Annotated in this window: 31 protein-coding genes; 16 read left to right on the forward strand and 15 right to left on the reverse strand. The window is 59.9% G+C overall.

Annotated features, from left to right (window positions below):
• Positions 1–360: 360 nt before the first annotated feature.
• Complete coding sequence (locus tag QP884_RS06115) at positions 361–1,371, reverse strand: pseudouridine synthase (RefSeq protein ID WP_434736452.1); 1,011 nt, start codon at positions 1,369–1,371, stop codon at positions 361–363.
• Here QP884_RS06115 and QP884_RS06120 point away from each other — a divergent pair.
• The 4 genes from QP884_RS06120 (at position 1,352) to QP884_RS06135 (ending at position 3,492) form a co-directional block, all read left to right on the forward strand.
• Positions 1,352–1,495, forward strand: coding sequence for a hypothetical protein (locus QP884_RS06120; protein ID WP_005325337.1), 144 nt, complete (start codon positions 1,352–1,354; stop codon positions 1,493–1,495). The two genes, QP884_RS06115 and QP884_RS06120, sit on opposite strands and share 20 nt — an antisense overlap.
• A gap of 41 nt (positions 1,496–1,536) precedes the next feature.
• Positions 1,537–2,436: a universal stress protein gene (locus QP884_RS06125; RefSeq protein WP_179387148.1), complete on the forward strand. Its 900-nt coding sequence runs from the start codon at positions 1,537–1,539 to the stop codon at positions 2,434–2,436.
• A 120-nt stretch (positions 2,437–2,556) separates the two neighbouring features.
• A complete protein-coding gene (locus tag QP884_RS06130) occupies positions 2,557–2,805 on the forward strand; it encodes a GlsB/YeaQ/YmgE family stress response membrane protein (RefSeq protein WP_005327014.1) in 249 nt (82 codons plus the stop codon).
• Positions 2,806–2,883: 78 nt separating this feature from the next.
• Positions 2,884–3,492 (forward strand): TetR/AcrR family transcriptional regulator, encoded by a 609-nt coding sequence (locus QP884_RS06135; protein ID WP_204610744.1) that lies wholly within the window; start codon positions 2,884–2,886, stop codon positions 3,490–3,492.
• On the opposite strand, the gene yidC is transcribed toward QP884_RS06135, so the two are convergent.
• Positions 3,449–4,393 carry a membrane protein insertase YidC gene (yidC, locus tag QP884_RS06140; RefSeq protein WP_005327017.1) on the reverse strand — a complete coding sequence of 315 codons (945 nt, stop codon included), beginning with the start codon at positions 4,391–4,393 and terminating at the stop codon, positions 3,449–3,451. The two genes, QP884_RS06135 and yidC, sit on opposite strands and share 44 nt — an antisense overlap.
• 33 nt (positions 4,394–4,426) lie before the next feature.
• Between yidC and QP884_RS06145 the strand changes: the two genes are divergently transcribed.
• Positions 4,427–5,089: a class E sortase gene (locus QP884_RS06145; RefSeq protein ID WP_005327018.1), complete on the forward strand. Its 663-nt coding sequence runs from the start codon at positions 4,427–4,429 to the stop codon at positions 5,087–5,089.
• The gene (locus QP884_RS06150; protein WP_005325347.1) at positions 5,089–5,241 is read left to right on the forward strand and encodes a hypothetical protein; all 153 of its coding nucleotides are present in this window, start codon (positions 5,089–5,091) and stop codon (positions 5,239–5,241) included. The genes QP884_RS06145 and QP884_RS06150 overlap by 1 nt, the downstream gene beginning before the upstream one ends.
• Here the strand turns inward: QP884_RS06150 and QP884_RS06155 are convergent.
• On the reverse strand, positions 5,238–5,774 hold the full coding sequence (locus tag QP884_RS06155; RefSeq protein WP_284821304.1) for a DUF2020 domain-containing protein: 537 nt from the start codon (positions 5,772–5,774) through the stop codon (positions 5,238–5,240). The two genes, QP884_RS06150 and QP884_RS06155, sit on opposite strands and share 4 nt — an antisense overlap.
• On the opposite strand from QP884_RS06155, the gene QP884_RS06160 reads away from it, so the two are divergent.
• Together QP884_RS06160 and QP884_RS06165 are read left to right on the forward strand one after the other, a co-directional pair.
• Positions 5,773–6,936, forward strand: coding sequence for a sensor histidine kinase (locus QP884_RS06160; protein WP_239191892.1), 1,164 nt, complete (start codon positions 5,773–5,775; stop codon positions 6,934–6,936). The two genes, QP884_RS06155 and QP884_RS06160, sit on opposite strands and share 2 nt — an antisense overlap.
• A 37-nt stretch (positions 6,937–6,973) precedes the next feature.
• On the forward strand, positions 6,974–7,612 hold the full coding sequence (locus tag QP884_RS06165; RefSeq protein WP_005327021.1) for a LuxR C-terminal-related transcriptional regulator: 639 nt from the start codon (positions 6,974–6,976) through the stop codon (positions 7,610–7,612).
• Here QP884_RS06165 and QP884_RS11275 read toward each other — a convergent pair.
• Together QP884_RS11275 and QP884_RS06175 are read right to left on the reverse strand one after the other, a co-directional pair.
• Positions 7,609–7,701 (reverse strand): Lsr2 family DNA-binding protein, encoded by a 93-nt coding sequence (locus QP884_RS11275; protein WP_434736454.1) that lies wholly within the window; start codon positions 7,699–7,701, stop codon positions 7,609–7,611. The two genes, QP884_RS06165 and QP884_RS11275, sit on opposite strands and share 4 nt — an antisense overlap.
• Before the next feature lie 408 nt (positions 7,702–8,109).
• On the reverse strand, positions 8,110–8,742 hold the full coding sequence (locus QP884_RS06175) for a DUF6474 family protein (RefSeq protein ID WP_005325356.1): 633 nt from the start codon (positions 8,740–8,742) through the stop codon (positions 8,110–8,112).
• Positions 8,743–8,811: 69 nt separating this feature from the next.
• Here QP884_RS06175 and QP884_RS06180 point away from each other — a divergent pair, with 69 nt between their 5' ends.
• A complete protein-coding gene (locus QP884_RS06180; protein WP_284821306.1) occupies positions 8,812–10,245 on the forward strand; it encodes a TM0106 family RecB-like putative nuclease in 1,434 nt (477 codons plus the stop codon).
• Here the strand turns inward: QP884_RS06180 and QP884_RS06185 are convergent.
• Both QP884_RS06185 and QP884_RS06190 read right to left on the reverse strand, forming a co-directional pair.
• Positions 10,232–11,530, reverse strand: coding sequence for a copper oxidase (locus tag QP884_RS06185; protein WP_284821308.1), 1,299 nt, complete (start codon positions 11,528–11,530; stop codon positions 10,232–10,234). The genes QP884_RS06180 and QP884_RS06185 overlap by 14 nt on opposite strands.
• Positions 11,531–11,540: 10 nt before the next feature.
• Positions 11,541–12,692 (reverse strand): MFS transporter, encoded by a 1,152-nt coding sequence (locus QP884_RS06190; RefSeq protein ID WP_005327025.1) that lies wholly within the window; start codon positions 12,690–12,692, stop codon positions 11,541–11,543.
• 71 nt (positions 12,693–12,763) lie between these two features.
• On the opposite strand from QP884_RS06190, the gene QP884_RS06195 reads away from it, so the two are divergent.
• On the forward strand, positions 12,764–13,618 hold the full coding sequence (locus QP884_RS06195; protein WP_005327026.1) for a LysR family transcriptional regulator: 855 nt from the start codon (positions 12,764–12,766) through the stop codon (positions 13,616–13,618).
• 42 nt (positions 13,619–13,660) lie between these two features.
• Here QP884_RS06195 and QP884_RS06200 read toward each other — a convergent pair whose 3' ends face one another.
• A complete protein-coding gene (locus QP884_RS06200) occupies positions 13,661–14,263 on the reverse strand; it encodes a superoxide dismutase (RefSeq protein ID WP_005325362.1) in 603 nt (200 codons plus the stop codon).
• Between the two features lie 164 nt (positions 14,264–14,427).
• On the opposite strand from QP884_RS06200, the gene msrA reads away from it, so the two are divergent.
• The gene (msrA, locus tag QP884_RS06205) at positions 14,428–15,075 is read left to right on the forward strand and encodes a peptide-methionine (S)-S-oxide reductase MsrA (RefSeq protein WP_005327027.1); all 648 of its coding nucleotides are present in this window, start codon (positions 14,428–14,430) and stop codon (positions 15,073–15,075) included.
• On the opposite strand, the gene QP884_RS06210 is transcribed toward msrA, so the two are convergent.
• Positions 15,072–16,814 (reverse strand): alpha/beta-hydrolase family protein, encoded by a 1,743-nt coding sequence (locus QP884_RS06210; protein WP_284821310.1) that lies wholly within the window; start codon positions 16,812–16,814, stop codon positions 15,072–15,074. The genes msrA and QP884_RS06210 overlap by 4 nt on opposite strands.
• 87 nt (positions 16,815–16,901) lie before the next feature.
• On the opposite strand from QP884_RS06210, the gene QP884_RS06215 reads away from it, so the two are divergent.
• From QP884_RS06215 to QP884_RS06225, 3 genes are read left to right on the forward strand one after another with little or no spacing between them, the layout of a single operon-like run.
• Positions 16,902–17,849, forward strand: coding sequence for an L-lactate dehydrogenase (locus QP884_RS06215; RefSeq protein WP_284821312.1), 948 nt, complete (start codon positions 16,902–16,904; stop codon positions 17,847–17,849).
• Positions 17,849–18,553, forward strand: coding sequence for a glycerophosphodiester phosphodiesterase family protein (locus QP884_RS06220; RefSeq protein ID WP_200436303.1), 705 nt, complete (start codon positions 17,849–17,851; stop codon positions 18,551–18,553). Before QP884_RS06215 ends, QP884_RS06220 begins: the two co-directional genes overlap by 1 nt.
• A gap of 20 nt (positions 18,554–18,573) precedes the next feature.
• On the forward strand, positions 18,574–19,494 hold the full coding sequence (locus QP884_RS06225; RefSeq protein WP_284821313.1) for a DUF5926 family protein: 921 nt from the start codon (positions 18,574–18,576) through the stop codon (positions 19,492–19,494).
• A gap of 49 nt (positions 19,495–19,543) precedes the next feature.
• Here the strand turns inward: QP884_RS06225 and QP884_RS06230 are convergent, their stop codons facing one another.
• The 3 genes from QP884_RS06230 to QP884_RS06240 form a co-directional block, all read right to left on the reverse strand.
• Positions 19,544–20,788 (reverse strand): LCP family protein, encoded by a 1,245-nt coding sequence (locus QP884_RS06230; RefSeq protein WP_284821315.1) that lies wholly within the window; start codon positions 20,786–20,788, stop codon positions 19,544–19,546.
• 63 nt (positions 20,789–20,851) lie between these two features.
• Positions 20,852–21,550 (reverse strand): CPBP family intramembrane glutamic endopeptidase, encoded by a 699-nt coding sequence (locus QP884_RS06235; RefSeq protein WP_284821316.1) that lies wholly within the window; start codon positions 21,548–21,550, stop codon positions 20,852–20,854.
• A complete protein-coding gene (locus tag QP884_RS06240; RefSeq protein WP_284821318.1) occupies positions 21,547–22,683 on the reverse strand; it encodes an amidase in 1,137 nt (378 codons plus the stop codon). The genes QP884_RS06235 and QP884_RS06240 overlap by 4 nt, the downstream gene beginning before the upstream one ends.
• Positions 22,684–22,716: 33 nt before the next feature.
• Here QP884_RS06240 and pheA point away from each other — a divergent pair, with 33 nt between their 5' ends.
• Positions 22,717–23,613 (forward strand): prephenate dehydratase, encoded by an 897-nt coding sequence (gene pheA, locus QP884_RS06245; RefSeq protein ID WP_284821319.1) that lies wholly within the window; start codon positions 22,717–22,719, stop codon positions 23,611–23,613.
• 9 nt (positions 23,614–23,622) lie between these two features.
• Positions 23,623–24,276, forward strand: coding sequence for a histidine phosphatase family protein (locus tag QP884_RS06250; RefSeq protein ID WP_284821320.1), 654 nt, complete (start codon positions 23,623–23,625; stop codon positions 24,274–24,276).
• Here QP884_RS06250 and QP884_RS06255 read toward each other — a convergent pair.
• From QP884_RS06255 to QP884_RS06265, 3 genes are read right to left on the reverse strand one after another with little or no spacing between them, the layout of a single operon-like run.
• Positions 24,273–24,620 (reverse strand): metallopeptidase family protein, encoded by a 348-nt coding sequence (locus QP884_RS06255; protein WP_284821321.1) that lies wholly within the window; start codon positions 24,618–24,620, stop codon positions 24,273–24,275. The two genes, QP884_RS06250 and QP884_RS06255, sit on opposite strands and share 4 nt — an antisense overlap.
• Positions 24,620–25,693 carry a septum formation family protein gene (locus QP884_RS06260; protein WP_204610769.1) on the reverse strand — a complete coding sequence of 358 codons (1,074 nt, stop codon included), beginning with the start codon at positions 25,691–25,693 and terminating at the stop codon, positions 24,620–24,622. The genes QP884_RS06255 and QP884_RS06260 overlap by 1 nt, the downstream gene beginning before the upstream one ends.
• Positions 25,694–25,729: 36 nt before the next feature.
• The gene (locus tag QP884_RS06265) at positions 25,730–26,479 is read right to left on the reverse strand and encodes a GntR family transcriptional regulator (protein WP_284821323.1); all 750 of its coding nucleotides are present in this window, start codon (positions 26,477–26,479) and stop codon (positions 25,730–25,732) included.
• Positions 26,480–26,523: the final 44 nt, after the last annotated feature.

The following is a 26,523-nucleotide window of genomic DNA, read 5'->3' on the forward strand; positions in this document are numbered from 1 at the left end:
CGCCGACACCAAACAACAAAAACATAATTCAATAACCCAAAAGAAGGGAAGAGAACGGAACACCACCGTCCTCTTCCTTTTTTTCACGTTTTGCGGGAGCAAGCATCACGCGACGGAACACGTAGCGAGCCGCGTGCCGCCGCCTTTCGTCGTCGCTGAAGTTTATAGGCATTAGGCGCCCCAGGAGAACACTTCAGGACGAGCGATTGAGAATGTTCCCGCACCCAACTGTGCTTGTTGCTGGGGATCTACGGACTAGGAATGGCTCGGTGATTTTTCCCTTATCTACTCGTAAAGGGCGCCGGCTTTGGCTATACTTTTTCGCCACGTGACAGTTTCATGGACTACACGATGTGTCGGCTATCTTTGATCTATTAAGCGGTGCGTATAGAGAGGAAGGGCGGACTCGAACTCCCGGTACTTCCCGCTGAGGGGGTCAGTAAATTCGATGTGGGCTGCGGTGAGATGCATAGGGATGCGCATATCCTCAGCATCCTCGGGATAAATTTCTGGATAGACAGGATCACCCAGGATGGGTATTCCAGCCTGCCACATGTGGAGACGCAATTGATGGGTCTTGCCCGTGGTGGGTTTGAGCGTGTATTTGCCTAATTGTGGCAGTTCTCCGTGGATCCTTTCATACGGGGCGTTATCTATTAGCTCTACTGCAGTCAGAGTAGTAAATGCGTTGGGGATGCCATCGCCTATGCGGCCTTGGATTTCGCCGGGGGTTTTGGTGAGGTGGGAGGCCCACTGTAGGGGCTTCGGAAAGCGGCGGTATTCGGCGATCGCCTGATAGGTCTTTTGTACTTTCTTTTCCGCAAAGAGCGTTTGGTAGGCGCCGCGAACATCACGATGTTTGGTGAATAGCAAAATTCCGGAGGTAAGTCTGTCTAGGCGGTGCGCCGGTGCGAGCTCGTCGTTTCCTGTCATTCGTCGGAGCTGGACTGTAGCTGTCTGTACGATGTGGCGTGCGCGTGGCATGGTTGCCATAAACGGCGGCTTATCGGCGACGAGGATATGCTCATCTTCGAAGAGAATAGGGACGTCGTAAGGCACCGGTGTTTCGGGTGCCGGAATGCGGTAGAAAAAGACGTCCTCGTCGTTGCCTAATATTGAGTCCGGCCGAAGCCTGGTCTGATTGCGTAGGACAACCTCGCCAGAGTCGAAGCGTGCCTGGAGCGCCGAGGCGTCGTCGTCGGGGTGTCGATGGCGTTGTGCCGAAATTACTGCACTAAGAAAATCCCAGGCCGTTATGCCTGCCTCGGGAGTGCGAACGCGGGTTGGATTCAGACCGTCTTTAATCGGCAAAGGCGTGAAACCTTTTCGGCGATGTATTAATGTTTTGTCCATGGATTTTAACTCTCTCATTGAACCGGTTGTTGCCTTTTTCTCTGAAGGTATTGGTGCCGTAATTCGCACCGTCCTGGAGTTTGTGTACACCGTTATGTTCCCGTCGAATTCCGAGGCTGCAACCGTCAACCCTCAAGCCTAATCCGTACTACAATTAAGGTATAACCACCGAAAGGACACATCATGGCTAAGGAAGACATTGTAGTCGTTGCCGTTGACGGTTCGGATGCATCGAAGAATGCAGTTCGTTGGGCCGCAAATACGGCTATGAAGCGCGGGATTCCACTGCGAATCGCATCTAGCTACACCATGCCACAGTTCCTGTACGCAGAAGGCATGGTTCCGCCTAAGGAGCTTTTCGACGACTTGCAGGCCGAGACCCTCGAGAAGATCGAGGAAGCTCGCGCCATCGCTCATGAGGTAGCCCCAGAGCTGAAGATTGGTCACACTGTGGCCGAGGGCTCCCCGATCGACATGCTGCTAGAAATGTCGCACGATGTCACCATGATCGTCATGGGCTCCCGCGGCATGGGTGGCCTGTCCGGCATGGTGATGGGTTCTGTCTCCGCTTCGGTTGTGTCCCACGCCTCTTGCCCGGTGGTCGTCGTTCGCGAGGATAATCATGTCACGGACTCCACCAAGTACGGCCCTGTCGTTGTTGGCGTGGATGGTTCTGAGGTTTCGCAGAAGGCCACGGCTTATGCGTTCCGTGAGGCACAGGCCCGCGGTGCTGCTTTGATCGCCGTGCATACTTGGATGGATATGCAGGTGCAGGCTTCCTTGGCGGGTCTGTCGGCCGCCCAGTCCGAGTGGGCTGATATTGAAAAGGAGCAGAGCGAGCTTCTGACTGAGAATCTGAAGGAGCCGCGTGAGGAATACCCAGAGGTTGAGGTAAAGAAGCTCATTACCCGTGACCGTCCAGTGAGCGCTTTGACCGAGGCTGCAGAAGGCGCGCAGCTTTTGGTTGTAGGTTCGCACGGTCGTGGCGGCTTTAAAGGTATGCTCTTGGGCTCGACCTCTCGCGCACTGTTGCAGTCCGCACCGTGCCCGATGATGGTTGTCCGTCCGGATGAGGAAAGCTAAAAGCTGCTGTTTATAGAGCGCTTCGCCCACAAGGGCGGAGCGCTCTTGTTGTGTGGGGCCGCCTTAGGTAGTGTGCGCTCGTGTACGCTAAGGTATTACCCGCTAATTTAGGAGGATTGCATGAATTTGGGTTTGGGGCTTATTAGCTCGATTGTTATTGGTATCATTGCCGGCTGGCTGGCAGAGAAGATTATGAAGCGCGACCACGGCCTGCTGACCAACCTTATTGTTGGTGTGCTGGGTGGCATCATCGGTGGCATGATTATCCACTTCCTGAACATTGAGGAAGGTGGATGGATCTTCTCCTTGATTGCCGCTACGGGTGGTGCTTGTATCCTGTTGTGGATCGTGGGGCTCATCAAGAAGTAGCCCGAATTTAATTCGCGTACAAACCGGTTTGTCTATAAAGTATAGATGAACCGGCTTTGTCGTTTTAGAGAGGAACCCATGGCAGAGAAGAAGTCGCGCCGTAATCGGCCCAGCCCGCGCAGCCGGCTGCTGGAATCGGCGACCAAGCTTTTTACCACCGAAGGCATTCGTGTCATCGGAATTGACCGCATCCTGCGCGAGGCGGATGTGGCTAAAGCTTCTTTGTACTCTTTATTTGGTTCCAAAGACGCGCTCGTTATCGCTTATGTAGAAGCTTTGGACGAGAAGTTCCGCCAAGATTGGGAACAGCGTACCGCGGAGATGACGGATCCGGATCAAAAGATCCTGGCCTTTTTTGATAAGGCGATCGAAGAAGAACCCCAGCAGGAATTCCGCGGCTCCCACTTCTTGAATGCGGCCGGAGAGTATCCGCGCCCAGAAACCGAGGCGGAACACGGTATCGTGGCTGCCTGCGTTGAACACCGCAAATGGGTGCATTCCACTCTGACGGCCTTGCTGACAGAGCGCAATGGTTACCCATCGTCCTCGCAGGCGAGCCAGCTGTTGATTTTCCTGGATGGTGGCCGTGCGGGTGCTCGCCTCACCAAGGAGATTGGGCCGCTGCAGACGGCCCGCGACCTGGCTACTCAGATGCTTTCTGCTCCCCCTGCTGATTATTCGATTTAAGGTACTTTCGCGCCTCCATACGTAGCTGGCTGACCCGCTTCTTCTCCTCCTTGGAGAGGGCGGGTTCTTTTTCGCGCTTGCGCCAGCGGCGAATGCTTTCGCGGCGCATAGCGTGGACATCCTCAGTAAGCGGGTAGTCGCGGTGCAAAATGATCTCAAAGATAGCGGTTTGGATCAGCATGAAGAGATAGGCGCAGCCCCAGTAAAGAATGATGGCCACCGGGATAGGTCCGGTTTGGGCCAGGTGCCACAGGAAGAATGGGATCACCAGGAGCAAAAAGCCCATGAGAATGAAGACGCGGCGGTTGACCTTCTGATCAAATTGAGTGGTGCGGAAACTGCGCACGAGGGAAATGACGGAATTAGCCATGGTAAAGGCGATGGCGGCAATGAGGATGGGATTGATGAGGTCGCCGTGCTCGCGGGCGAAATCCGTCAGCGGAGCGCCGTAAAAGGTGGTTTCGCGGAAGGCCGAGACGTCGGAGGCATTCAACATGCCCACGGTGGTGGAGCCGCGCTCAATATTGGACATGCGCAGGAGCACTTGATAGAGGCCGATGAAGGCCGGAATCATGATGAGCGGGGGAACACAACCAGCTGCGGGGTTGTAGTTATAGCTCTTCATGAGGTTCTTTTCCTCTTGCATGAGCTCCGCCATTTCCTCGGTGGTGGTGGCGCTATTCATCTGCTTTTTGATGCGGTTATTCTCCGGGCGGATGAGTGCGCCGATGCGGGCGGAGCGTACGGATATCCAGTTCAAGGGAACAACGACGCCGCGCACGGTGATAACCAGCAGGATGATGGAAATCAGCCAGGCCGTAGATTCACCGACGAAGCTGCTGATGAGCCAGTGCCAGAATTTCATGATTCCGGAAACTGGGTACATGAAGACTTCGTACATGCTCAACCTTTCATGGGCAGTATGGTTTAAGGCATGACTAAAGTTCTAGGGGAACTCATGCTAACCATTGGCGTGGTTCTTTTACTCTTTGCATTCTATGAAGCCTATTGGACAAATGTAGAATCCGGTCAGCTGCAGGAGGAGGCGAGCGCCCACCTCGACGAGCAATGGCGCAATCCGCGGCAGAAGTTGGAGCCGGAGTTGGGTGAGGCGTTCGCGCAGCTTTATATTCCCACGTTCGGTTCTGACTACCGCTTCGCCATCATTGAGGGCACCAATGAAGATGATCTGCTGCGCGGCCCGGGGCGCTACCTGGATTCCCAGATGCCGGGAGAGATGGGCAATTTTGCGGTTGCGGGCCACCGCGTGGGCAAGGGAGCTCCCTTTAATGACTTGGGCAAGCTAGAGACCTGCGATGACATCGTGGTGGAGACGCAGAAAGAGCGGATTACCTATCGCGTATTGCCCATCGATGGCGAGCAGGCGGACTGTTTCAATGGAATTCCGCCGGAGTATTCGCACGTAGCTGGCCGGCATATTACGACGCCTGGCGACGTCTCGGTGACCAACCCCGTGCCAGAGTCGGACGCCGAACCGAGCCGCGAGATCTTGACCTTGACCACGTGTCACCCGCAGTTTTCCAACGCGGAGCGCATGATTGTGCACGCTATGGAAGTAGAAAAAGAGGAGAAATAATGTATCGCGCTTTGTGGAATCTCTTGCCGGGGCCGACGCCGGTGAAGGCCATCTTGGCCATTGCTATTGCGGTGGGAGTCTTCTTCCTACTTATGGAGGTTGTATTCCCGTGGCTGTCGCCGATGATGCCGTACAACGACGTCGCGGTTTAAAGGCCCAAGTTGGTGATCGCTTCGTGGGCGATCTGCTCTGATTTAACGGTTTGTTGCTGGTTGCTCCACACCAGCACCGCGTGCGTGTCCTTCTGGACGGCGTACACGGCGTGCTCATTGACTACGCCCCGGCCACCTTCCCAGCCGTCGAAGGAGGCGGGTTCGGTGGCGTCGATAGGCGCGGCCCAATCCACTGCGGCGCGGGCGTCGGCGACCGTGGGCATATCGCGCACGATGACGGTGGCTTGCGGGTCGTCCTGGTAGGACCAAAAGACGCAGGCCGGGGTGGGAAAGCGCGTATCGATGCCCTGCTTGGTCAGGCGCTGGCCGTTGGTTTCTTCGAGCCAGCCGGGGCCGATGTAGGGGCAATCGCTCCAGTCATTGACTTCCGCGGTTTGGGCCACGTTAACCTCCGGTGCCTCCGAAGCCTCCGGAGTGACCGTAGTGGTTGGTGCAGGAGTGGGTGCGGATGAATCGCAGCCGGCGATCCCAAAAGTGGCTAGGGCGAGTAGGGGAAGTAGGCTTTTGCGCATGAGCCCCACAATAGACCGGGATACCGATGCGTTGCGCACCGGCATCCATATCCTGACCGCTGGCCTGCTGGTGGTAGGCATTTTTACCTCCGCGCGAATGCCGCTTTCGCAGGCGATCATCAACTTGCTGCTCTTGGTGGGCTTTGCGGCCGTGTACTTCGCAGGCTCGGTATACGGGGAATATTGGGCAAGGCCGGTGCGCTACCTGTGGCTGTGCATCCTCTCGGTGCTGTGGGTTGCGGATCTGTTCGTGGCCCCAGCGGCAATCTATTTGGTTTTCGCCATGTTCTTTTTGTACCTCACGGTGCTGGACATGGCGGCGGGCATCGCGTGCGTCATCGTTGCTTCGATCATCACCGTGGTGGTGCAGATTCCGCAGGGCCTGACCTTCGGCGGTGTCATGGGGCCGGCGGTCTCGGCGCTGGTGACGATAGCGATCACCTACGCCTTCCGGACGCTGTCGCGGATGAATAAAGAGTTGATTGAAACCCGTTCGCAGCTGGCAGCCACGGAGCGCGATGCCGGCATGGTGGCCGAACGTCAGCGCATTGCGCACGAGATTCATGACACCCTTGCCCAGGGACTGTCTTCCATTCAAATGCTCCTGCATTCGGCGGACCGTGATCTGGATAAGCAGGACGCGGGCAAAGCACGAGAGCGCATCGAGCTGGCCCGCAGGACGGCTGCGGATAATTTACACGAAGCGCGGGCAATGATTGCCGCTTTGCAGCCGCCGACGCTCAATGAGGCATCACTTGAGGCCGCGTTGACCCGTATGGCGGAAAATTTCGGCGCTACCGGAGATATCCACGTCGAGGTGGAATCCGAAGGAGAGGTACAGCAGCTGCCCATGAAGGTGGAGGCGGCGCTGCTGCGGATTGCGCAGGGCGCTGTGGGGAACGTCGTCAAGCATGCAGAGGCAAGCCGCGCCCGGATCACGGTGACCTATGAGGGCGATGAGGTGCGCCTGGACGTGGTGGATAACGGCAAGGGCTTTGATCCGGCCGCGGTGGAAAGTACCCCGGCTGGGCTGGGGCATATTGGGCTGGCCGCAATTAGGCGTCGGGCACAGGAGCTAGGTGGGGAGGTCATTATTGAATCCGCGCCGGGGGAGGGCACTGCCGTGTCAGTTAGTATGCCCTTAGGCAACCGGGTAGATTAAACTTTTGGTTGACAATGACATCGATAGGAGGAATGTCGTGATTCGGGTCCTATTGGCAGATGACCACGAAATCGTCCGCCTGGGTCTGCGCTCCGTGCTTGAGGGCGCAGAGGATATCGACGTCGTAGGGGAGGTCGCTACGGCCGAAGCTGCGGTGTCGGCAGCGCAGGCGGGCGGCATCGATGTCATTTTGATGGACCTGCGCTTCGGCGCGGGCGTAGAAGGAACCCGCGTTATGGGCGGCGCGGAGGCAACCGCGCAGATTCGCTCCGCGATGGCCACCCCGCCCAAGGTCCTCGTGGTTACCAACTATGACACTGATGCGGATATCCTCGGCGCTATCGAAGCCGGTGCCGTGGGCTATTTGCTCAAGGACGCACCACCGCACGAGCTGCTGGCCGCAGTGCGCTCGACTGCGGAGGGTGATTCGGCGCTATCTCCCATCGTGGCCGATAGGTTGATGACTCGCGTGCGCACGCCACGCACTTCGCTCACGCCGCGTGAGCTGGAGGTCTTGCAGTTAGTTGCGGCGGGTGCGTCGAACCGCCAGATTGGCCAGGATCTCATGTTGTCTGAGGCCACGGTAAAGTCCCACCTCGTGCACATCTATGACAAGTTGGGCGTGCGCTCGCGCACCTCTGCTGTGGCGGCAGCGCGCGAGCAAGGCGTGCTTTAATTAGCGGCGTTATACGCCTCGATAACGTCTTGCCGGATCTTTCCGCGGTGCGCCACTGGCAGGCCTTGGGTGCGGGCCCATTCGCGGATTTGGCTGGGGTTTGCCCGCTGCGCATCGTGCGCGGGGGGCTATGCGGGCGGCGTCCACGTAGGGGGCGAGCAGATTATGGAAATGCCGCGCATTATCCGTGGAGAGATCGATAAGGTAATTTTGACTGTTTACGCTGAAGCGAACGACTTATAGCTGGTCTTCGGGGATTAGGGTGTGGTCCAAGGCGTCGTAAAATTGGGTCACTTCACGGCGGGAAATATTTCCTCCAATTTTAAAAATTGCACCAAGCACAGAGAGCATAAACGGTGCTAAAGAGGTAGGGCGGTGAGAAGATTATCAGCAACTTTTTCTGGCCGAAAATACTTTTCCCGAAAAAATCCCGGATCTTTATAGAAAATAATTAAACGCCACCACCGAATAGGAGGCGGTGGCGGCGTGTATCTCTTTTACTGGGCCAGGCGCTGCTGGATTTCCGCAGTAATGGAGTCAATTTCCGAGCTAATGGTCTTGTGAGCGCGGCGGCGCTGCTGCTCGGTCATGAACTCGGCATTATCGATGGCGGAGTCTACTTCTTGCAGGCGGTCACGCACATCGCGCTTGAAGCCGGCCGGAACGTCCGTGTTATCGAGGGAGTTGCGGATGCCGGCGGTGCGGGCCTTGAGCGGCGCACCGTAGCCGGAGAAGGAAGCCATCTGATCCGAGCTCACGCCCGCCTTAGCGGCCTTGCGCTTTTCGCCCTCGGTCTTCAAGCCCACGTAGCCGCGGTAGAGGAGCGGCAGCAGCAGGGGTGCGGCGGTGCGCAGTGCACCGGCATAACGCTTGACATTATCGGAGTTAAAGCGGCCGGCCTTGAGCTTGGCCAGCTCGTTCTTGGCCATCTTCTCCTCGTGCTTGCGGCGCTTCTTGAGGCCCTTTTCCTCCGACTTAATGAGGTGCTTTTCCTGCTTGGCCAGGAGCTTTTGCTGGCGGCGACGGTCCTTAGACTGGGCCTTTACCTCTGCCTTGGCGCGGGTCTTGGCGGCCTTTGCCTGTGCGCGTGCTTCTTGGCGGGCCTTTTTAACTTTCTTCAGAATGCTCATTAATTTTCCCTCACGTTTGATCGAGTCTGGATTCAACTTTACCTTGCCGTTCTATTAAGCTCACCCGGTGTGGAGGATGTGGTTGTTGCTTCGGACCTTGTGGGGTGCCGCTACCGCTTAGTACAGCGGCGCGCGCACCCCGAGATGCCGCGTACCCATGCCTCGATTGCCCGAGCAGAACGCCACGCGGCCGCAGTGGAGGCCGTCATGGAGATGTTTCCCCGCAAGGGCTCTGGCCGGTTCCGCCGCATCGATCTGGAAGGCGATGAGTGGGAGCGCTCCATGCGCACCCTTGAGGCCTTAGCTTCTGGGTATACGCACATCACCAACGCGGTCTTCGCCACCGCGGAGTGGATGGTGCGCGTAGATTTGCTGCTGCGCGAGGGCGATAAGTACACCCCAATTATCGTGTCCAATCACCGTGTGGCCCGCAAGAATGACACTAAGACGACGCCGGCGGTGCCTACCCACCGCTTGGGCCTGAGTGAGCCGCTCGAGGCGCCGTATAAGCTGCGCCATCATGCGGTAGATGGTTACCGCTTAGCGTTTGCCGCCCGTGCTTTGCAGGATCTCGGACTCGATTCCGGCCGGGGCGGGGCCATCGGCCAGGACCGCACCCGGGCATTTTTTACGGAAACAGCGAAGTTTGATCTGGAACGCGCCTGGAATCAGCCGCTTCCTACCGCGCCGGTGCGGGTTAAGGAGTGCGCGAGCTGCCGCTTTTGGTCCTTGTGCGAGCAGGAGCTGGTGGCAGCGGATGATATTTCGCTTTTCCTATCCGGCGATCGTGCTAAGCCTTATCGCGAGCGCGGGATTACTACCGTGCAGGCGCTTATCGACGCCGACCTGGGCGAACCCTCCCGCCTTGCTGCTGCCTGGCGCGCCGGGGAAGTGTTGCTGCGCCGCGGCGACGTGCACGCTCCGCGCGCAGACGTGGAGGTAGACGTGGATATGGAAGCCTACCTGGACCAGGGCGCGTACCTATGGGGAGCCTGGCACGACGGCAACTATGTCCCGTTTGTTACGTGGGACCCGTTGGGCGGGCGCGCCGAGGCAGAGAACTTTGCGGCCTTCTGGCGCTGGCTGATGGATGTGCGTGCTAAAGCCCATGCGGAGGGCAAAACCTTTGCTGCATACTGCTACTCGGCCCACGGTGAAAATCACTGGATGCGCATGTCCGCGCAGCGCTTCCGCGAGGTGGATGAGCGGGAAGTAGAAGAGTTTATCTCCTCACCGGAGTGGGTGGATATGTTCGCCCACGTCAAAAGATCCTTCGCCGGCCCCTTCGGCCTAGGCCTAAAGGTAGTCGCCCCAGAAGCGGGGTTTACCTGGCCAGAAGAAGACTTCGACGGCGAAGAATCCGTGAACGCGCGCCGCGAGGCGCTAGCCGGTGACCTCGTGGCGCGGCAGCGCTTGCTGGACTATAACTCCGGCGACGTCCAGGCCACCCGCGCGGTTCGCGAGTGGATGGATGCCGGCGCGCCGGGTACTACAGCGCTGTAAATAGGGCGTAGATGACCGCGAGGATCGCGATGCCCGCATAGACCTGGTTCCATTCTGGCCCCGGCTTCGGATCTGGGCCCTCCGCCTTCTTCATCAAAACCTGCTTTTGGGCCTTGACCGCCCGGGCGATGAGCACGGGGTAGACCGCCAGGGACAGGATGCACAGGAGGGAGGCGACCACCTTAAGCAGGGAAATATCGGTGCCGATCCAGATGAGCAGGCCGCCGTTGACGAAGGTGGCGCGCAGGAGACCGAGTTTGTTCAGCTGCTGCAAGCCCGCTCGGACGGCAGCGGGGCCGCCACCCATGGTGCTGGGCAAGAGGTAGCTCATCACGCCGATGAGCAGTTGGCCGGCAAACCCCACCAGCAAGGCGAGGGTGGGCAGCGCCGGCTCGGGCATAAAGAAATGCTGCACCGTGTAGTACACCAAAGACAGCACCAGCCATAACGAGGCCATGAGCACGGAGACCGAGGCAAAGGTGATGCGATCGCGCGGGTCCTTAGCCACCGTCAGTACATTAGCGAGCCACTGCTGCAAGCTCAGCGCCCAACCGCAGCAGTAGGCGATAAGTCCCAACTCGGGGAAGCCGAGGAAAGCGCCCACGATGGTGGCAACCACACCGACTGCGAGCAGCGCAAAGGAGGAGTGCATGTGGCGATTAATACCTTGGGTGCGCCAGATGGAGGGGAAAAGGATAGTGAGAGAACCGGCCGCGGCCAAGCCGATGAATCCGCCGATATTGGCGGCGATATGGGCCGGCAGGAGCGTGGGGTGGCCGGGGGAGACGGCCAGCAGGCCGCCAAAGATGGCACCCACCGGCAGGCACAGGGCGGAAAGAACATAAGCGCCCACCACGGGGCGGAAGCGCTTATCTTTGGCACCGCGCCATTGCTGAAAGAGCGATACCGCATGCCAGAGCATCATCAGGGCAATGAGCGTGGCGCCCACCTGGGTGACAATCCAGTGTTGGGACCAGAACTCCATGAGAATTTGGCCGATTAACGCGAGGATGATTCCGGCATTGAGGCCATAGATGCGGGCCAATTGGGTAGGACGGGTGGATTCGGGGAGGCGCTGTTGGGTGAATTTCTCCGTGAGGTGCTGGGACCACACGATGATGCTATTGCTCACCAGTCCGAGGGTGAATAGGTGGATGAGCACCCACCGGTAGTTCGGGACCAAGGTATGCGTTGCACCCACGAGGATGAAGACCATCATCCACAGGGATACGGGACGGGAGGCCTTGCGGTGCCATGTCCGCGCCGACCACTTATTCTCAGGCATAAAACCGATTTTAGTCGGTTTTAATCTTGGTCCAAGTCAGCGCAGTAAGGGCGAGGGCTACGGCGGTGAAGAAGGCGATGAAAAGGGGCCACGATAGGGCGTCGAAAAGCAGGCCGGCACACGCGCCCACCACAGAAGAGCCAAAGTAATAGCAGAACACGTACATCGAGGAAGCTTCCGCGCGGTCGTGGGTGGCAATCTGGCCCACCCACCCGGAGGCGGTGGAGTGTACGGCGAAAAAGCCCACGGTAAAGGCGATCATGCCGAGAAGCGTCAGCGGAAGGTTACCGGCGCACAACGCGATGCCCACAGTAAAAAGCGCGGCCGAGCCGCACAGGGTCTTCCCGTGGCCGATTCGGGCCACCAGCGCTCCAGCCCGAGCCGAGGACCAGGTGCCAGAAAGGTAGAAGAGGAAAGCCAAGCCGGCGAGCGAAGGGGCCAAGCCAAAATCATCGATGAGCCGGAAGGTTAAGAAGTTATACATGGAGACAAACGTGCCCATGGACAGGAATGCGGTGAGAAAGAGCAAGGCCAAATCCCGGTTGGCCCAATGACCAAAGAGTGCCCTGCTTTCGGTCTTGAGGTGGATGGATTTAGGTCGGAAATTGCGTTGGGTAGGAAGTAGCAGCCACGACGTAATGGCAAAGGCGAGTGAGACCAGCGCCGAGCCGAAGAGCGCCCAGCGCCACGTGGAAATCTCCACCAGTCCGGTGGGGATGAGGCGGCCGGTAAGGCCACCGACGGAGGTGCCTGCAATGTAGAGGCCCATTGCCCGCGGCAGGGCTTTGTCATCGAGTTCTTCAGAAAGCCATGCCATTGCGGTGGCGGGGGCGCCAGAGAGCAGCGCACCCTGCAGGCCGCGCACCACGATGAGCTGCCATCCTTCCTGGGCGAGGGGCACAATGAGTCCTACTCCGGTCGCGGCAACGGCCGAAATCAGCAGGATACGTCCGCGGCCGAAGCGCTCGGAGAGGATCGATGCGGGCACCACGCATAGTGCCAGCGCGCCCGTGGCTGCCGATACGGTCATGGCCGCCTCGGTGGAAGAAAGGCCCATGTTGTCTACCAGCGTGGGAAGAATGGCTTGGGTGGAATACAGGCTGGAGAAAATAGCCAAGCCCACCAGGAGCATGGCCACCGTAGCGCGCCGCGTTCGAGTCATATCATTTAGCCTGCCCGGATACGCAGCATGTGTAAAATGTGGAAAATTACACTAATCGATGCGGAGTATGCATGAATGTGGAGGATGTCCGCGGCTTCCTCGCCGTGGTGGATCATGGTCGCGTGGGCGCTGCGGCCGATGAATTGGGGATCTCCCAATCCGCGCTGACCCGCCGCGTACAGCGCGTAGAAGCTAGTCTTGGCGCCCGCCTTTTCGAGCGCACTGGGCGCACCCTGCACGTGAACTCGCGCGGGAGGGCCTTCGCTGCAGCCGGGCGGGAAATGCTCCGCGCCTACCAAATAGGGCGGGACGATGTTGCTCGCCTCATGGATCCAGAGCGCGGCACCGTGCGCCTAGATTTCATGCACTCATTGGGCACCTGGCTGGTTCCGGACCTGCTCAAGAGCTATCGCGCGCAGCACCCGCACGTGGATATAAGCCTGCATCAAGGCGCGGCGCAGGAGTTGGTGAGCAGGGTGGAAAACGGCGAATCCGACCTTGCCCTCGTGGGCCCGCGGCCTGATGCAGCCCTAGGCTGGCACCAGATTAAGGTGCAGCGACTAGGCCTTGCGGTGCCGGAAGGCCACTGGGCAGCGAACCGGCGGGAGGTGAAACTAGCGGAATTCGCTGCAGAACCGTTCATCGGCATGCTCCCAGGCTATGGCACGCGCATGCTTCTCGATGCCCTCGCGGACGACGCTGGCTTTAGCCCCCACCTCGTCTTCGAGTCGATGGAGCTTACTACCGTTGCGGGGCTGGTAGCGGCAGGACTCGGGGTGGCGCTTTTGCCGCTGGATGATCCCTATCTGCAGGTGGGGAGCTTGATCCCCCTCACGCCGCCGGCGTACCGCGAGCTCGGTTTGGTGTGGCGCGCCGGGGATGATGCGCCCCCAGTGCGGCAATTCCGGGAATTTATCCGGGCATAGAAAAAGCCGCCCCAGAGGGGCGGCCGAAGTAACTAAAAGGAGTTACTTGGTGGCTGCAGCGAAACGCTCAGCAACGTCATCCCAGTTGAAGACGTTCCATACGGCCTTAACGTAGTCAGCCTTAACGTTCTTGTACTGCAGGTAGAAAGCGTGCTCCCACATATCCAGCATCAGCAGCGGGGTGAAGTTGATGGAGGTATTACCCTGCTGGTCAGTCAGCTGCTCGATGATCAGGCGGCCAGCAATGTGGTCGTAGCCCAGAACGGCCCAGCCGGAGCCCTGCAGGGAGGTAGCAGCGGCGGAGAAGTGAGCCTTGAACTTCTCAAAGGAGCCGAAGTCGCGGTTGATGGCCTCTGCCAGCTCGCCGGTAGGCTCGCCGCCACCGTTCGGGGACAGGTTCTTCCAGAAGATGGAGTGGTTGGTGTGGCCACCCAGGTTAAATGCCAAGTTCTTGGAGAGGGCGCGGATGCGATCCGGGTTAGCCTCACCGTTGCGCTCTTCCTCGAGTGCCTCGAGTGCAGCGTTAGCGCCAGCAACGTAGGTTGCGTGGTGCTTATCGTGGTGGAGCTCCATGATCTCTGCGGAGATGTGTGGCTCCAGTGCGTCGAATGCGTATGGGAGGTCAGGAAGTTCGTAAACAGCCATTTGTTAAATCCTTTCTTCGGGTACGTGTCCCGATGATAGGCACGGTTGAAAGATTTCGCCATGATTAATTCGAATTGTGGAACTAGCGCGAATATTAACTGGCCGCGGAATAGGTTTTCGCAGTACAACGTTGGGAAGAAGGAATAAGGAAGGAGCTATACCTCATGTGGATGTTTAAGCCGGAGCCCAAGCTCGTGACTGCAGACGAGGCTCTGCCGGGTCGATCCGAGCCGATCCTAGCCCCCGCCCCGCACGCCGTTCTAGGGACACCGATTACCGGACCGTGGAAGGACGGGCAGCGTTCCATTCTCATTGCGTTGGGATGTTTCTGGGGCGCGGAGAAGATGTTTTGGGAGACCGAAGGAGTGGAATCCACCTCGGTGGGCTATGCGGGCGGTACCACCCCGAATCCCACGTATTACGAGGTCTGCCGTGGGTTGACCAACCATGCCGAGGCGGTGGAGGTGGTCTACGACCCGCAGCGCATCAGCCTGCGCGATCTTGTCGTACAAGCCCTAGAAGCGCACGATCCCACACAGGGTTTCCGCCAGGGCAACGATGTGGGAACGCAATACCGCTCTGCTTTCTACCCACGCACGGAGGAAGAGCGGGCAGAAATCCAGGGCATCGTGGATTCCTATGCAGAAAAACTCAAGGAATTCGGATTCGGGGATACCACTACGGAGGTCAAACTCCTCTCCGATACTGATTCTGGGGAGTATTACCTGGCTGAGGATGAGCATCAGCAGTACCTATATAAGGTTCCTAATGGGTACTGCCCGCACCACAGTACTGGGGTGAAATGCGACTAAGCGTCGCGCCGGATAAAGCGGGCAATCTTCTTGGCCAACTTCGGCGTGAGCGATTGGCGGGATTGGGATCCTAAGACCTCATCCCAATACCAGAGCATTTCCTCAAAATAGTTGTGTCCGTGCCCGCCAGGGACGTTGAGGGAATTGATCTGGTCCAAGCCAATTTGCCACCAGGTAATAAAAGGCACCCAGTGTAGCTGCCGGAAGGTATCCGCGTGCAGCGCTTCCGGCTGCGGCTCATGGATCCAGGTGGGCCTGCGCACGAGAAGGTTGAGATCCCACCACACGATGGCGTCGGAAGCATGCTGGGCAATGAGCATGCGGGGGCGGCGCCAGGTATGGGCGTAGTCATTGCCAAAGGCATCGTGCAGCGTATGGTCAGGAGCCGCCGCGTAGCGCACATGCTTGCCGCCATCGATAACGGGCAGGCGTTCTAGGGAACCAATATCCCGGCGCAGGCGCTGAGTAAAGTGCGTCATGCGCGGAGGCCCAGAAAAGACCGCGCCATTGCAGGCGGAAAGTAGGTCCTCCACATTATGGTAGTTATCCATAATGGCGTAGGCGCCAAGCGATTCACCTGCGAAATAAAGCTGCGGACGGTTTTCTTCCGGCAATCGATCTATTTCTTCTTGTATCACCCGAATCAATTCACGAGCCGCCTGCTTCGGCGCGTTCTTATCCACGAGGTAGGAAAAAACTGAAGGCAGGTAGGAGTACTGCATGGTAACGGTGACGCAATCACCGCCGGTCAAAAACTCATAGGAGCACGCACCCCAGTTATTGATCCATCCCGAGCCGGCGGGCATTTGGATGACGATAGTTTCGCGCCGCAGGGCACCGGTGCGTTCGAGTTCGGCGCGGATCTTCTCCGCGGATTGTTGGAAGGAGCGCCCTGGTATGTATCCGGCGTAGATGCGGATGGGTTCCTTTGCATCGATCCCGGTCACTGTGCGGATATCGCGGGCGCGGGGGCCGTTGGAGACAAAGCGGCGTCCCTGTTGTCCCAATGCCGACCACGGTTCGAGCGACCACGGACTGCCGGAGCGCTCGGGTTCCCACGGCATGGAGGTGCCGGGGAAAATCTGCTTATTTATTCGCTGCGCTTGGTGCGATAGCGAGCGCAGCCAGCGTCGAAAGACCACGCGGTCAGAAAGGGCAAACGCCGTAAGGCTCAGTCCCGCGGTCACCACCGGCCACGCAATGAGCGCCGGCACCCAGCGGCCTAGCTGGCGTGACAGTTTGGTGACCGCAAGCTGCGTGGCCTCCCCGATGAGTAGGAGAGTGCCGTAGCCCGCGGTGCCCGCGGCCAGGCCGATGGCCGCCGTGACGGGCCCGCGCACGAGCTGCTTATTGACCAACTCCGCCTGCTTCTTCTGGTTGCGCAGCGAAAGCACGGCATTAAATGCAGTCCCGGCGCCAATAGCAAGGTGCACAATTTGTCGATGCTGTGGTCCGAGGCGGTCCTGCGGGCGCTTGCCAAGGCTATTGAGCACGAAGCTTGTTGACGCCGCACCTAGATGCCCAATGCCCTGCCCGATTGCCACGTTGGCAGCGGTCACCCACCACGGGCGGGGAAGTAAGGAGGGCGAAACAGCCGCCCACGTAGCTAATTCCGCACCCAAAATTCCAGCCGACATATTGGGCGGTAAGGTTTGCCGACTGGTCATACGGACGATGGGCGTGAGATCCGCGGCTACGCCAAGAGCGATTAGTGCAGCGCGGCGGAGTGCGCGTTTCATAATGCCCGATTCTCCCAGATTTCGGTGGGAATTTCAGTGTGAGACTTAGCCCGTGCAAAAATCTCCACAAAGTTGCACAATGGGGTCATGGCAAATCATGTAGGAAACAAAGTAGTTCTCATTGGCGCCGGCGATGTGGGAGTCGCTTACGCCTTCGCTCTCATCAACCAAAGCATCGTTGACCACCTGGCAATCATCGATATCGATGAAAAGAAGCTAGAGGGCAACGTCATGGACCTCAACCACGGTGTTGTCTGGGCCCCTACCCGCACCCGCGTCACCAAGGGCACCTACGCCGATTGCGCAGACGCCGATATGGTCGTCATCTGCGCCGGTGCCGCACAGAAGCCGGGTGAGACCCGCCTGGACCTGGTGGGCAAGAACGTCAAGATCATGAACAGCATCGTCTCCGATGTTATGGCGAATGACTTCGACGGCATCTTCTTGGTTGCCTCCAACCCGGTGGACATCCTGACCTACGCCGTATGGAAGGCCTCCGGCCTGGATCACAAGCGCGTCATCGGCTCCGGCACCGTGCTGGACTCCGCTCGTTTCCGCTACATGCTGGGCGAGCTGGAAGATGTTGCACCGAAGTCCGTTCACGCCTACATCGTGGGCGAGCACGGCGATTCCGAGCTGCCGGCCGTCTCCACTGCGAATATCGCCGGTGTTCCGATGTCCAAGAAGCTGGACTCGGATCCGGAGTATGCACAGCGCATCGAGAAGATTTTCGAAGACACCCGCGATGCCGCCTACTCCATCATTGACGCTAAGGGCTCCACTTCCTTCGGCATCGGCATGGGCCTGGCCCGCATCACCGCCGCCGTCATCCAGAACCAGGATGTGGCGCTGCCAGTATCTGCTTACCTGCAGGGTGAGTACGGTGTAGAGGATCTCTACATCGGCACCGCTGCCATCATCAACCGCTCCGGCATCGTGCGTGCGATTGAGCTGCAGCTCAGTGAGCACGAAAAGGAGCGTTTCGATGCTTCTGCCAAGACCCTGAATGACATCAAGGAAGAGTTCTTCGGCTAGTGAAGATTGTCGCTCATAGGGGATACTCCGGAAAATATCCGGAGTTATCCCCTCTAGCTTTTGAAAAAGCCCTAGATTTGCCAATTCACGGCGTCGAGTGCGATGTGCGCTTGACGCGCGATGGAAAAGTAGTGGTTCAGCACGATCCCACGTTGGACCGCACCGCGGGGCGCCCCGGCCGCATTTCCAAGATGGACTGGGAAGAATTGCGAGGCGTTGACATCGGTTCTGGCCAGCGCATGATGCTTCTCGACGAACTCTTGGAACTGCTCGAGGGCACACCGCACCACCTTTATATCGAGACTAAGCACCCCTCCGGGCAGGGCGACATCCTGGAGGAGCAAACGGTGCTGCGCCTGCGTTATGCGGGGCTTTTCGACGACCCCCGGATCCACGTCATTTCCTTCTCTCACCATGCCATTCGCCGCATGCAGAATTTGGCGCCGCACATGGACCGGATTTATCTCCGCCGCGATTGGGAGCGCCACGTCAACCGCCCCGATGTCATGCTGTCCAGGCCCACCGCGCTTGGCGTATCGTTGCTGCGCGCGAAGCTGCGTCCGGCGATTATCGGCGCGCAGGGATTGCCTACCTACCTGTGGACCGTAGACAAGCCGGAGGACATGAAGTGGGCGTGGGCTAATGGGGTGGATATGCTCGCCACCAATCAACCCGAAGTGGCCCTACATGCCATTGAGCTCTAGTAAGCAGGTATCTTGGAGGCATGGCCAAGAAGAAAAAGAACAAGGAACAGCTGCCTGAGGGCATGTCCCGCCGCCAGGCAAAGCTCGCTGCCCGCGCCAAGGAGCGCGCCGCCCTGGAAAAGGATCCCCGCCCCTACGGCGGACTTGCTGCGGAGGCCTCCCTGGTCGCCATGCAGGAGTTCGTCCCCTCCGCTTTTGCCAAGCTTGACGTTAAAGGCTGCGATAAGAACGTGTATGTAGCCACCGTCCTGCCGGGTGCTTCTGCTGCGCTAATTCGGGATACCGAATTTGGCGGCGATGCCTTCGTGGGCCTGCAGGTGCAGTCCCACACCCACAACCCGGGCCGCGACCTCGCCTTTGCGCTTAACTGGGTGAAGAATAATGAGCCGGGTGCCACCCTGGAATCCACCGCGGCTGACGGTTCGGAGCCGAAGCTGGAGGAGCTTATCGATGCCTCCGCTACCCTCGACGTGCAGGTTCACCAGGACTTCGAATGGTGGATTCCGGAGGGAGCACAGGTCACCCCGCAGATTGCGCAGTCGCTACGCGCCGCTAATGATTCCGTCATCGAGTCCCACGAGGTGGGCGAGAACATCACCGGTGCGGCCTTCTGGGCAAATGCCGGCGGCGGCAAGGCCCACATCCGTTGGGTCCGCCCCAATGATGATGAAGCCGCATTCCTGAACGCACTGGCGCGCGTCGCCGCCCGCGGTGAGCTGAACTTGGGCGAGGGCACCAAGTTCGCCGGTGTTTTCCGCACCCACGGTCTCATCGCTCCAGTCTTCGACTTGGATCCAGAGGTTGACCACGCTTCCTATGAGGAGCACCTCACCCGCGTGGACAAGGCCTTGGAGGAAGAAATCTCTAATGATGCCCAGCTGAACGCCGATGAGCGCAAGCAGCTAGAAAACATCAAGTCCCGCCAGGTGACCCTGCGCTAAAGACAGGAAATGGCCCTTCCCCGGTAGAGGGAGGGCCATTTTTTGATCGCTATTTGAGAGAATCCCACAACCCGGCGGCTGCTTCATCGTCCCAGAGCACGACGTTGCCAACCTCGGTATCTTGGAATCCGCCGATGGGGACGGTCTCGGTGTCTACACCGGAGCCCATGGCTAGTGCCACGCGGGCGAGGTGCCAGACGTGGTCGCCCTCACCGACGATGAACGAGGAGGCGGTGTGGTTGACCAAGGAGAAGGCGCGGAATGGGTTAATCAGGGTGGCTGGGGAAGCAACCTTATCCAGCAATGCGGAGAAGAATTCGCGCTGTCGCTGCACGCGGTCAAGGTCACCCATCGCGGTGGCGCGGGTGCGCACGTAACCGAGGGCGTCGCGGCCCTTGAGCTTCTGGCAGCCATCTTGGAGATCAATGCCGGCCAGCGGGTCATTGATGGGTTCTTTCACGCACACGTCTACGCCGCCGACGGAGTTGACCACATTGGCTAGGCCACCCATGCCGATCTCGGCATAGTGGTCGATGTGCAAACCGGTCGTGCCCTCGACGGTTTGGGCAAGCAGCTGCGGTCCACCGTAGGTAAAGGCGGCATTGATCTTGTCCATGCCAAAACCAGGGACTTCCACGTAGCTATCGCGTGGGATGGAAACGAGCTTGGCCTTGCCGGTGCGAGGGATGTGCAGCAGCATGATGGTATCGGTGCGGCCCTCGCCCACATCTCCACCGGTGCCTAGCTCCGCCTGCTGTTCCTCGCTGAGTCCTTGGCGGGAATCGGAACCGACGAGCAACCAATTGGTGCCGGCGGTATTTGAGACCTGGTCTTCTGGAAGTGCCTCCACGCGGGTGAGGCGGGCATCGGCCCAGAACATGAAGACGAGGTTGAATACCAGCAGGACAATGAGTGCCAAGCCAACGCAGCCGAGGGCGCGCTTGGCCGGATTGACCTTTTTACGCCGGCTATGCGGGCGCTGCCGGGGCGCCGGGCGCGGTTCGGTGCGACGAGGCGGGCGCTGCTGCGCGCGGTACTGGCTGGGGTAGCGGCTCGGTGTTGGCGGCGGAGTGCGACGCGGGGGCTGTTGCTGCCGCTGTGGCTGCGGAGCGCGGAAGGATTGTTGCTCGGGTTCTACGCGCCGCGGCGCCGGGCGGGCGGAGGAACGGCGTCGAATGGGGCGGCCGTATCGATCCTTGAGGGGACGTCCATCGGCCCCAAGGACGAATTCAGTGGAGGAGTCGTCGCCGGCGCGGCGGGCCTCCCTATGCGGATCTCGTCCTGATTCAGTCATGCGCTATACCTTACAAGGAGCAGGGAGCAACGCCTGCTTCGCGACGTCCCCTTAAGGGCATTTTCACAGGAAGGAATAACCCACGAAAGCGACGGCGTCGATAAGAAAATGCGCTATGACCAGCGGCCATACCCGCCCCGTGCGGTGGTAGTAATAGCCGTAGATTAAACCCATGATGATATTGCCAAAGCCAGCGGAAACTCCCTGGTAGAGGTGATAAGAACCGCGGAGAATGGAGCTTGCGGCCAGCGTGGCTGGCAGTGACCAGCGGGCCTGGCGCAAGCGCGTCATCAGCCACATCACCACCACGGTTTCCTCCGCGAAGGCGTTGGCGCCGGCCTTGAGGAGGGAAACGGGGATTTCCACCCAAGCATTGGCGAAGTCGCCGGGGATGACCTCCTTGCTCCACCCCAATTGCACCGCCGTGACATACAGGGCGAGCCCCGGGAGGCCAATGAGGGCGGCAAGCCCTGCGCCTTCGAGCCAGTCGCGGGCGCGGTGGGCACGGGGTACAAAGCGGTCCTTGGCCAGCAAGAAAAGCGCTAAAGCTCCATAGGAAAAGAGCACGGCGGCCGAGCACAGCTGTAGTCCCATATCCACCCAGGCAAGGGAGGATTGGCTGGAATTGAGGGTGACCGATTGCTCGTCGAGCCGCTGCGGCGCGGCCAGGGAATTGATGAGGTTCAACACCGCCCGCACCCCGGAAATGCCAAAGGTGAGGGTGAGGACGATGAGCAGCTCGGCGCGTAGGGACTTGGTCATGGGTGGAGGATGTGGGCGAGGCCGAGCAGGGCGGCGTCGGAAAGCGTAATGCCTCCCAGATGCACGCTCACCGGCGGGTGATTGGGAACGGCCCATGGCACGGAAATGGCTGGCAGGCGGGCCATGTTGAAGAGGGAACCCCACGGAGACCACCGGGTCTGGGCCGCGAAATTCTCCGCATGGGGCAGGGACAGGAAAGAACCAATGCGCGGCGGGTCCGTGGTCAGCATTGGGGTGAGGATGGCATCGACGCCCCATTCTTGGGCCAGCAAGTCGGGCAGCTGCCGGACATGCGCCCGCGCCGCGGCCAGCTCAGCGGAGCTTACGCGCCGGCCCTGCTGAGCAATCCACTCGGCGTAGCCTGCCGCCGGGTTGAGCCCTGCCAAACGGGAGGTAAAGGTCGTGCGGAAATGCGCAAAGGTGGCCCGGGCCTGCGGATACGGGGAAATGGGCACCACGGTGAAGCCGGCTGCCTGTAGGCGTTGGGCGGCCTCGCGGGCGGCGCGCAGGTGGTGGGCATCGACGTTGGCATCACAAAACAGCGGCTCTACCAGCAGGCCGATGCGGGCGCGCGGGGTGATCATGCGGTGGCCATGCAGAAAGGCATTATCGGCCACTGTACGGGTAATAAAGCCCTGCACACCCAGTTCTTTGCCTGCCGGTTTAAAGCCCACCACGCCGCAGGCCGCGGCCGGCACTCGAATGGAACCGCCGCCATCGCTGGCGTGCGCCGCGCGCAGTAACCCCCGCGCAACCTGTACCGCCGCACCGCCCGAGGAACCACCCGGAGTGCAGCCGGGATAAAGGGGATTATCGGGATGGGGCAGGCCCACCGGTTCCGTATCCACGCGCAGACCCAACTCCGGGGTGGAGGACTTGCCGATGATGCGCGCACCCTGCTTCTCCAAGGCCTCGATAAAGGCATCGCTGCGCTCGGGGTAGTAGGTGCGATCGACATTTCCCAACGTAGTAGGCATGCCGCGGACATCGCAGAGATCCTTAGCGGAGAGGACCCAGCCGCTCAGCCGGCCTCGGCCGGAGGGCTCGCGGTCTACATCCAGGTAGGTGAAACCGTGTTCCTCGGGGGTAAGGCCGTGCAGATCCGCGCGGAGTTGTTCTACGGAAAAGTCCATGGGGCACCAGTCTAGTGGGCTAAGGTGACGTGCATGACTACCACCATCGCCTTCCTGGGGCCAGCCGGAACCTTCACGGAAGCGGCCGTGTATAAGTTTGCCGCGCACCTGCCGCAGGTAGAGACCATGCCGGTTGGCTCGCCTTCGGAGGCCGTGGCCGCCGTGCGCGCCGGGCACGCCGAGTACGCCTGCGTAGCCATTGAAAATTCCGTCGATGGCGCGGTCACCACCACCTTTGATGCGCTGGTTGAAGCCGAACCGGTGCAGATTTACCGCGAGGTGGATATCCCCGTGGCCTTTAGCATCATGACCCGGCAAGGCGCGGGCGACATTGCGCGGCTGAGCACCCACCCGGTGGCGTTCCAGCAAATCCGCGGTTGGGTAAAAGACAATTTGCCGGAGGCAGAGTTCGTGCCGGCCAGTTCCAATGCCGCCGCGGCCGAGGCTGTAGCTCGTGGGGAAGCGGATGCCGCCGCAGCGCCGGCGCGGGCCGCCGAGATCTTTGGGCTGGAGACCATCGCCCAGGACGTGGCAGATGTTGAAGGCGCCGCAACGCGCTTTGTTCTGGTGGGGCGTCCGGGAAAACCCACTGCAAGGACTGGCCAGGACCGCACCAGTGTCATCTTCACCCTGCCAAATGAACCGGGCAGCCTGGTGGGAGCGTTGCAGGACTTTGCGCACCGTGGGGTGGACCTGTCCCGGATTGAGTCGCGGCCGACGCGGGAGGCCTTTGGCACGTACCGCTTCTACGTGGACCTTATCGGGCACATTGACGATCAGCCGGTCGCGGAGGCGCTGCGTGCGCTGTGGCTGCGGACAGAGGACTTGCTGTTCCTCGGATCGTGGCCGGCGGCAACCCCTGCGGGCAAGCCACCGCGCGATCTGGCGGCGGCGGATGATTGGGTAGCGCGGGCACGCAGGGGCCAATAATCTAGAAGCATGCCCGGAAGAATTATCCTGCTGCGCCACGGCCAGACCTATTCCAATATTTCCCGCTTCCTCGATACCCGTCCGCCCGGGGCAGAACTTACCGAGCGCGGGCGCGACCAAGCCACGGAGGTAGGCCAGGAGCTAGCGCAGTTGGTGGGCGAGCGCGAAGTGGAATTTAAATGCTCCATTGCCCTGCGCGCTCAGCAGACCGCGATGCTGGCGGCACGCGCCTTTGAGCAGGAGCGCGGAATGCCGGAGTTTTCCCAGCGCGTTGACGTAATCGACGGCGTGCACGAAATTTTTGCCGGTGACTGGGAGATGGACGGCAGCGAAGATGCCCATAGGTCGCACATGGTGGCCATGCGTGGCTGGTGCGATGGCGAGCGCGGCGCCGGGATGGAAGGCGGCGAGAGCTTGGATGATGTGCTGGCGCGCTACCAGCCGGTGCTGGAGGACATTGCGGAGCAGCTTGCCGACGACCACGATGTCATCCTTGTCAGCCACGGCGCCGCCATCCGCGTGGTCACCAAACATGCCACGGGCGTTGACGCCGACTTTGCCTATACCGGCTACCTGGCCAATTGCCGCTTTATGGTGATGGAACCGCGCGGCAAGGACTTTGGTGAGTGGACGTTAACCCGGTGGGCGGATACGGAGCTCTAGCCCCAGCCCAAGCGGTGCAGCTCCTCTTCCTCGAGGCCAAAGTAATGGCCGAGTTCGTGGAAGACGGTGACCTTGACCTGCTCTGCTAATTCTTCCTCGCTGCCGGACCAGCGCTGCAGCGTGTTGCGGTAAATGAAGATCGCATCGGGCAGGAAACCGGTGTGATCGAAGGTGCGGTGAGGCAGTGCCACACCCTCGTAGAGCCCTAGCAACATAGGGTTATCGGGATTTTCATCTTCGACCAAGATGACGAGGTTGCGCATGCGGCGCACGAATTCGTCGGGGACTTGATCGAGCGCCTCGTTGACCATCTCATCGAAGCGCTCTTCTGATACCTCCACCATTAGGGCGCTGGGGCCGGTGCGGGGGCGGCGGACTCGGGTGCCGGATTATTGTCCTTGCTCTCACGCAGTGGATTGCGCTCAGGGCGTTCCTCCGGCGGTTGGCCGTCGATAGTCAGCGCCTGGCGGCCACCGGTAGCGGAACCGGTGATGGCAGAGAAACCGCCGCCTTCGCGGGCGTGCACAAGGGAGCAATTGACGGACTTGGTGCCGCCGTTCCACGAGGCCTCGGTGATAGAGCCCCAGAATGGTTGCAACGTGGACTGGTAGAGCTGTTCCTCGCCGCCAAGGTAGTCCTCGGTGGCGGCGGTACACGTATCGGACAGGAACTTGTCCATATCCTTGCCGTCCGGGTAACCGTCAGGGAACTGCTTGCCCACATCGATGACGGAAACGGTCTCCATCTGGTGCGGCTTGGCGCAGTCGACGACGTGCGGAACCTGCTTATCATCGATGGCCAAGCATTCGCCCGGCTTGGCGAGGTTAGCCTGCTCGGAGGCCTCGACGTTGCCGGTAGTAAGCTGCGGTACGCCGTGATCATCGGTGGTTTGCAGGCCGCACAGCAAGGTGCGGTCGCCGCGATCCCAGGCGGACTGCGGCGGCAGAATGGACGCCACATCGTACTTGCCATTCGGATCCCATTTACCGTGCAGGTAGCCCACAGTGGCGGATTCGCACAGCTCATCGCGCAATTGGTGTTGGCGGGTAAGCGCTGGGCGGGTGGCATCAGGGCCGAATTCGCTGGTGGGGTAGACGCTGAGGTCTTCGGTCTTGGAAACCTCGAAGCGGTGCTGATCGGAGCACGGTACTTCCTTGAACCCGGTGGCGGAGCCATCCTGGGCGATGTCCCACGTCAAGCAAGCGCCGGCGGCCGCAGCGGTGAAGGGCTCCGGTTTAGGAGCGGCGGTTTCTGAAGTATCCCCGCTATTGTGCTGCTGGGCAGCGGTAGTGTCTTCGCCGCCCGATTTGTGGGAGCTGATAACGCCATAGATGCCCATGAAAACGGCCGCCGCGATTGCCGCAATCAAGACAATCTGGACGGCCACAGCGGAACGCCACGCAGGTGATTTCTTCATAAGGCCTTTAATCTTACCTTTTAAGCAGGGTGCTGGCTAGATACTGTTCTCCCTAGCCACCCGGGTAGTCAGGCGGTAGCGGTCGGTGCGGTAGACGGAGGAACACCACTCCACCGGCCTATCGCCCGAGCGGGAGTAGCGCACGATGTGCAGCAGTGGGGTGCCCACGGGGACGTCGAGAAGCGGGGCAGTGTCCGCATCGGCTGAAATCGCCGAGACCGTTTGATCCGCATCGGTGATGGGGATATCAAAGACGGAGTCGAGGATGGCGTAGACCGAATTGTAGGTGTCATTTTCTAGCAGGCTGGGCGCATACGTGGAGTTATACCAACCGTCATCAATGGAGTAGGGCTCGCCATCGCCCAAGCGCAGGCGGCGAAGGTGAATATGTTCGGTTTGGGCAGGCGTATCAAAAAAGAGGGCGGCATCCTCCGGGGCGCTGCTGCGTCCGCTGGTAAGGATTTTGGAGGAGGCGGTGACGTCTTGTGCGCCCATCTCATCCGAGAATGAGGCTAGGTGGAGCCGGGAGACAAGGGGATTGGGCGCTACGAAGGTGCCCTTTCCGCGGACGCGCCGCAGTTTTCCGGCCGCGACAAGATCCCCGATGGCGCGGCGTACCGTGATCCGTGACACGCCATAGGTTTCTTCAAGAAGCCTCTCGCCGGGCAGGATATCGCCGGGTTTGAGGGTCGTGCGGCACAATTCTTCGAGGATATTGTGCAATTGGGTGTGTTTTGGAACGGGACCGTCCGTAATTGTGCGGGCGGGGAGCTGAACGGCGGACATAAAGCCATCATAATTCGCTGGTTATTACCACCGCAAGGTGTTGC

The sequence above is a fragment of the Corynebacterium tuberculostearicum genome (assembly GCF_030229345.1).
GTDB lineage: Bacteria > Actinomycetota > Actinomycetes > Mycobacteriales > Mycobacteriaceae > Corynebacterium > Corynebacterium tuberculostearicum_G.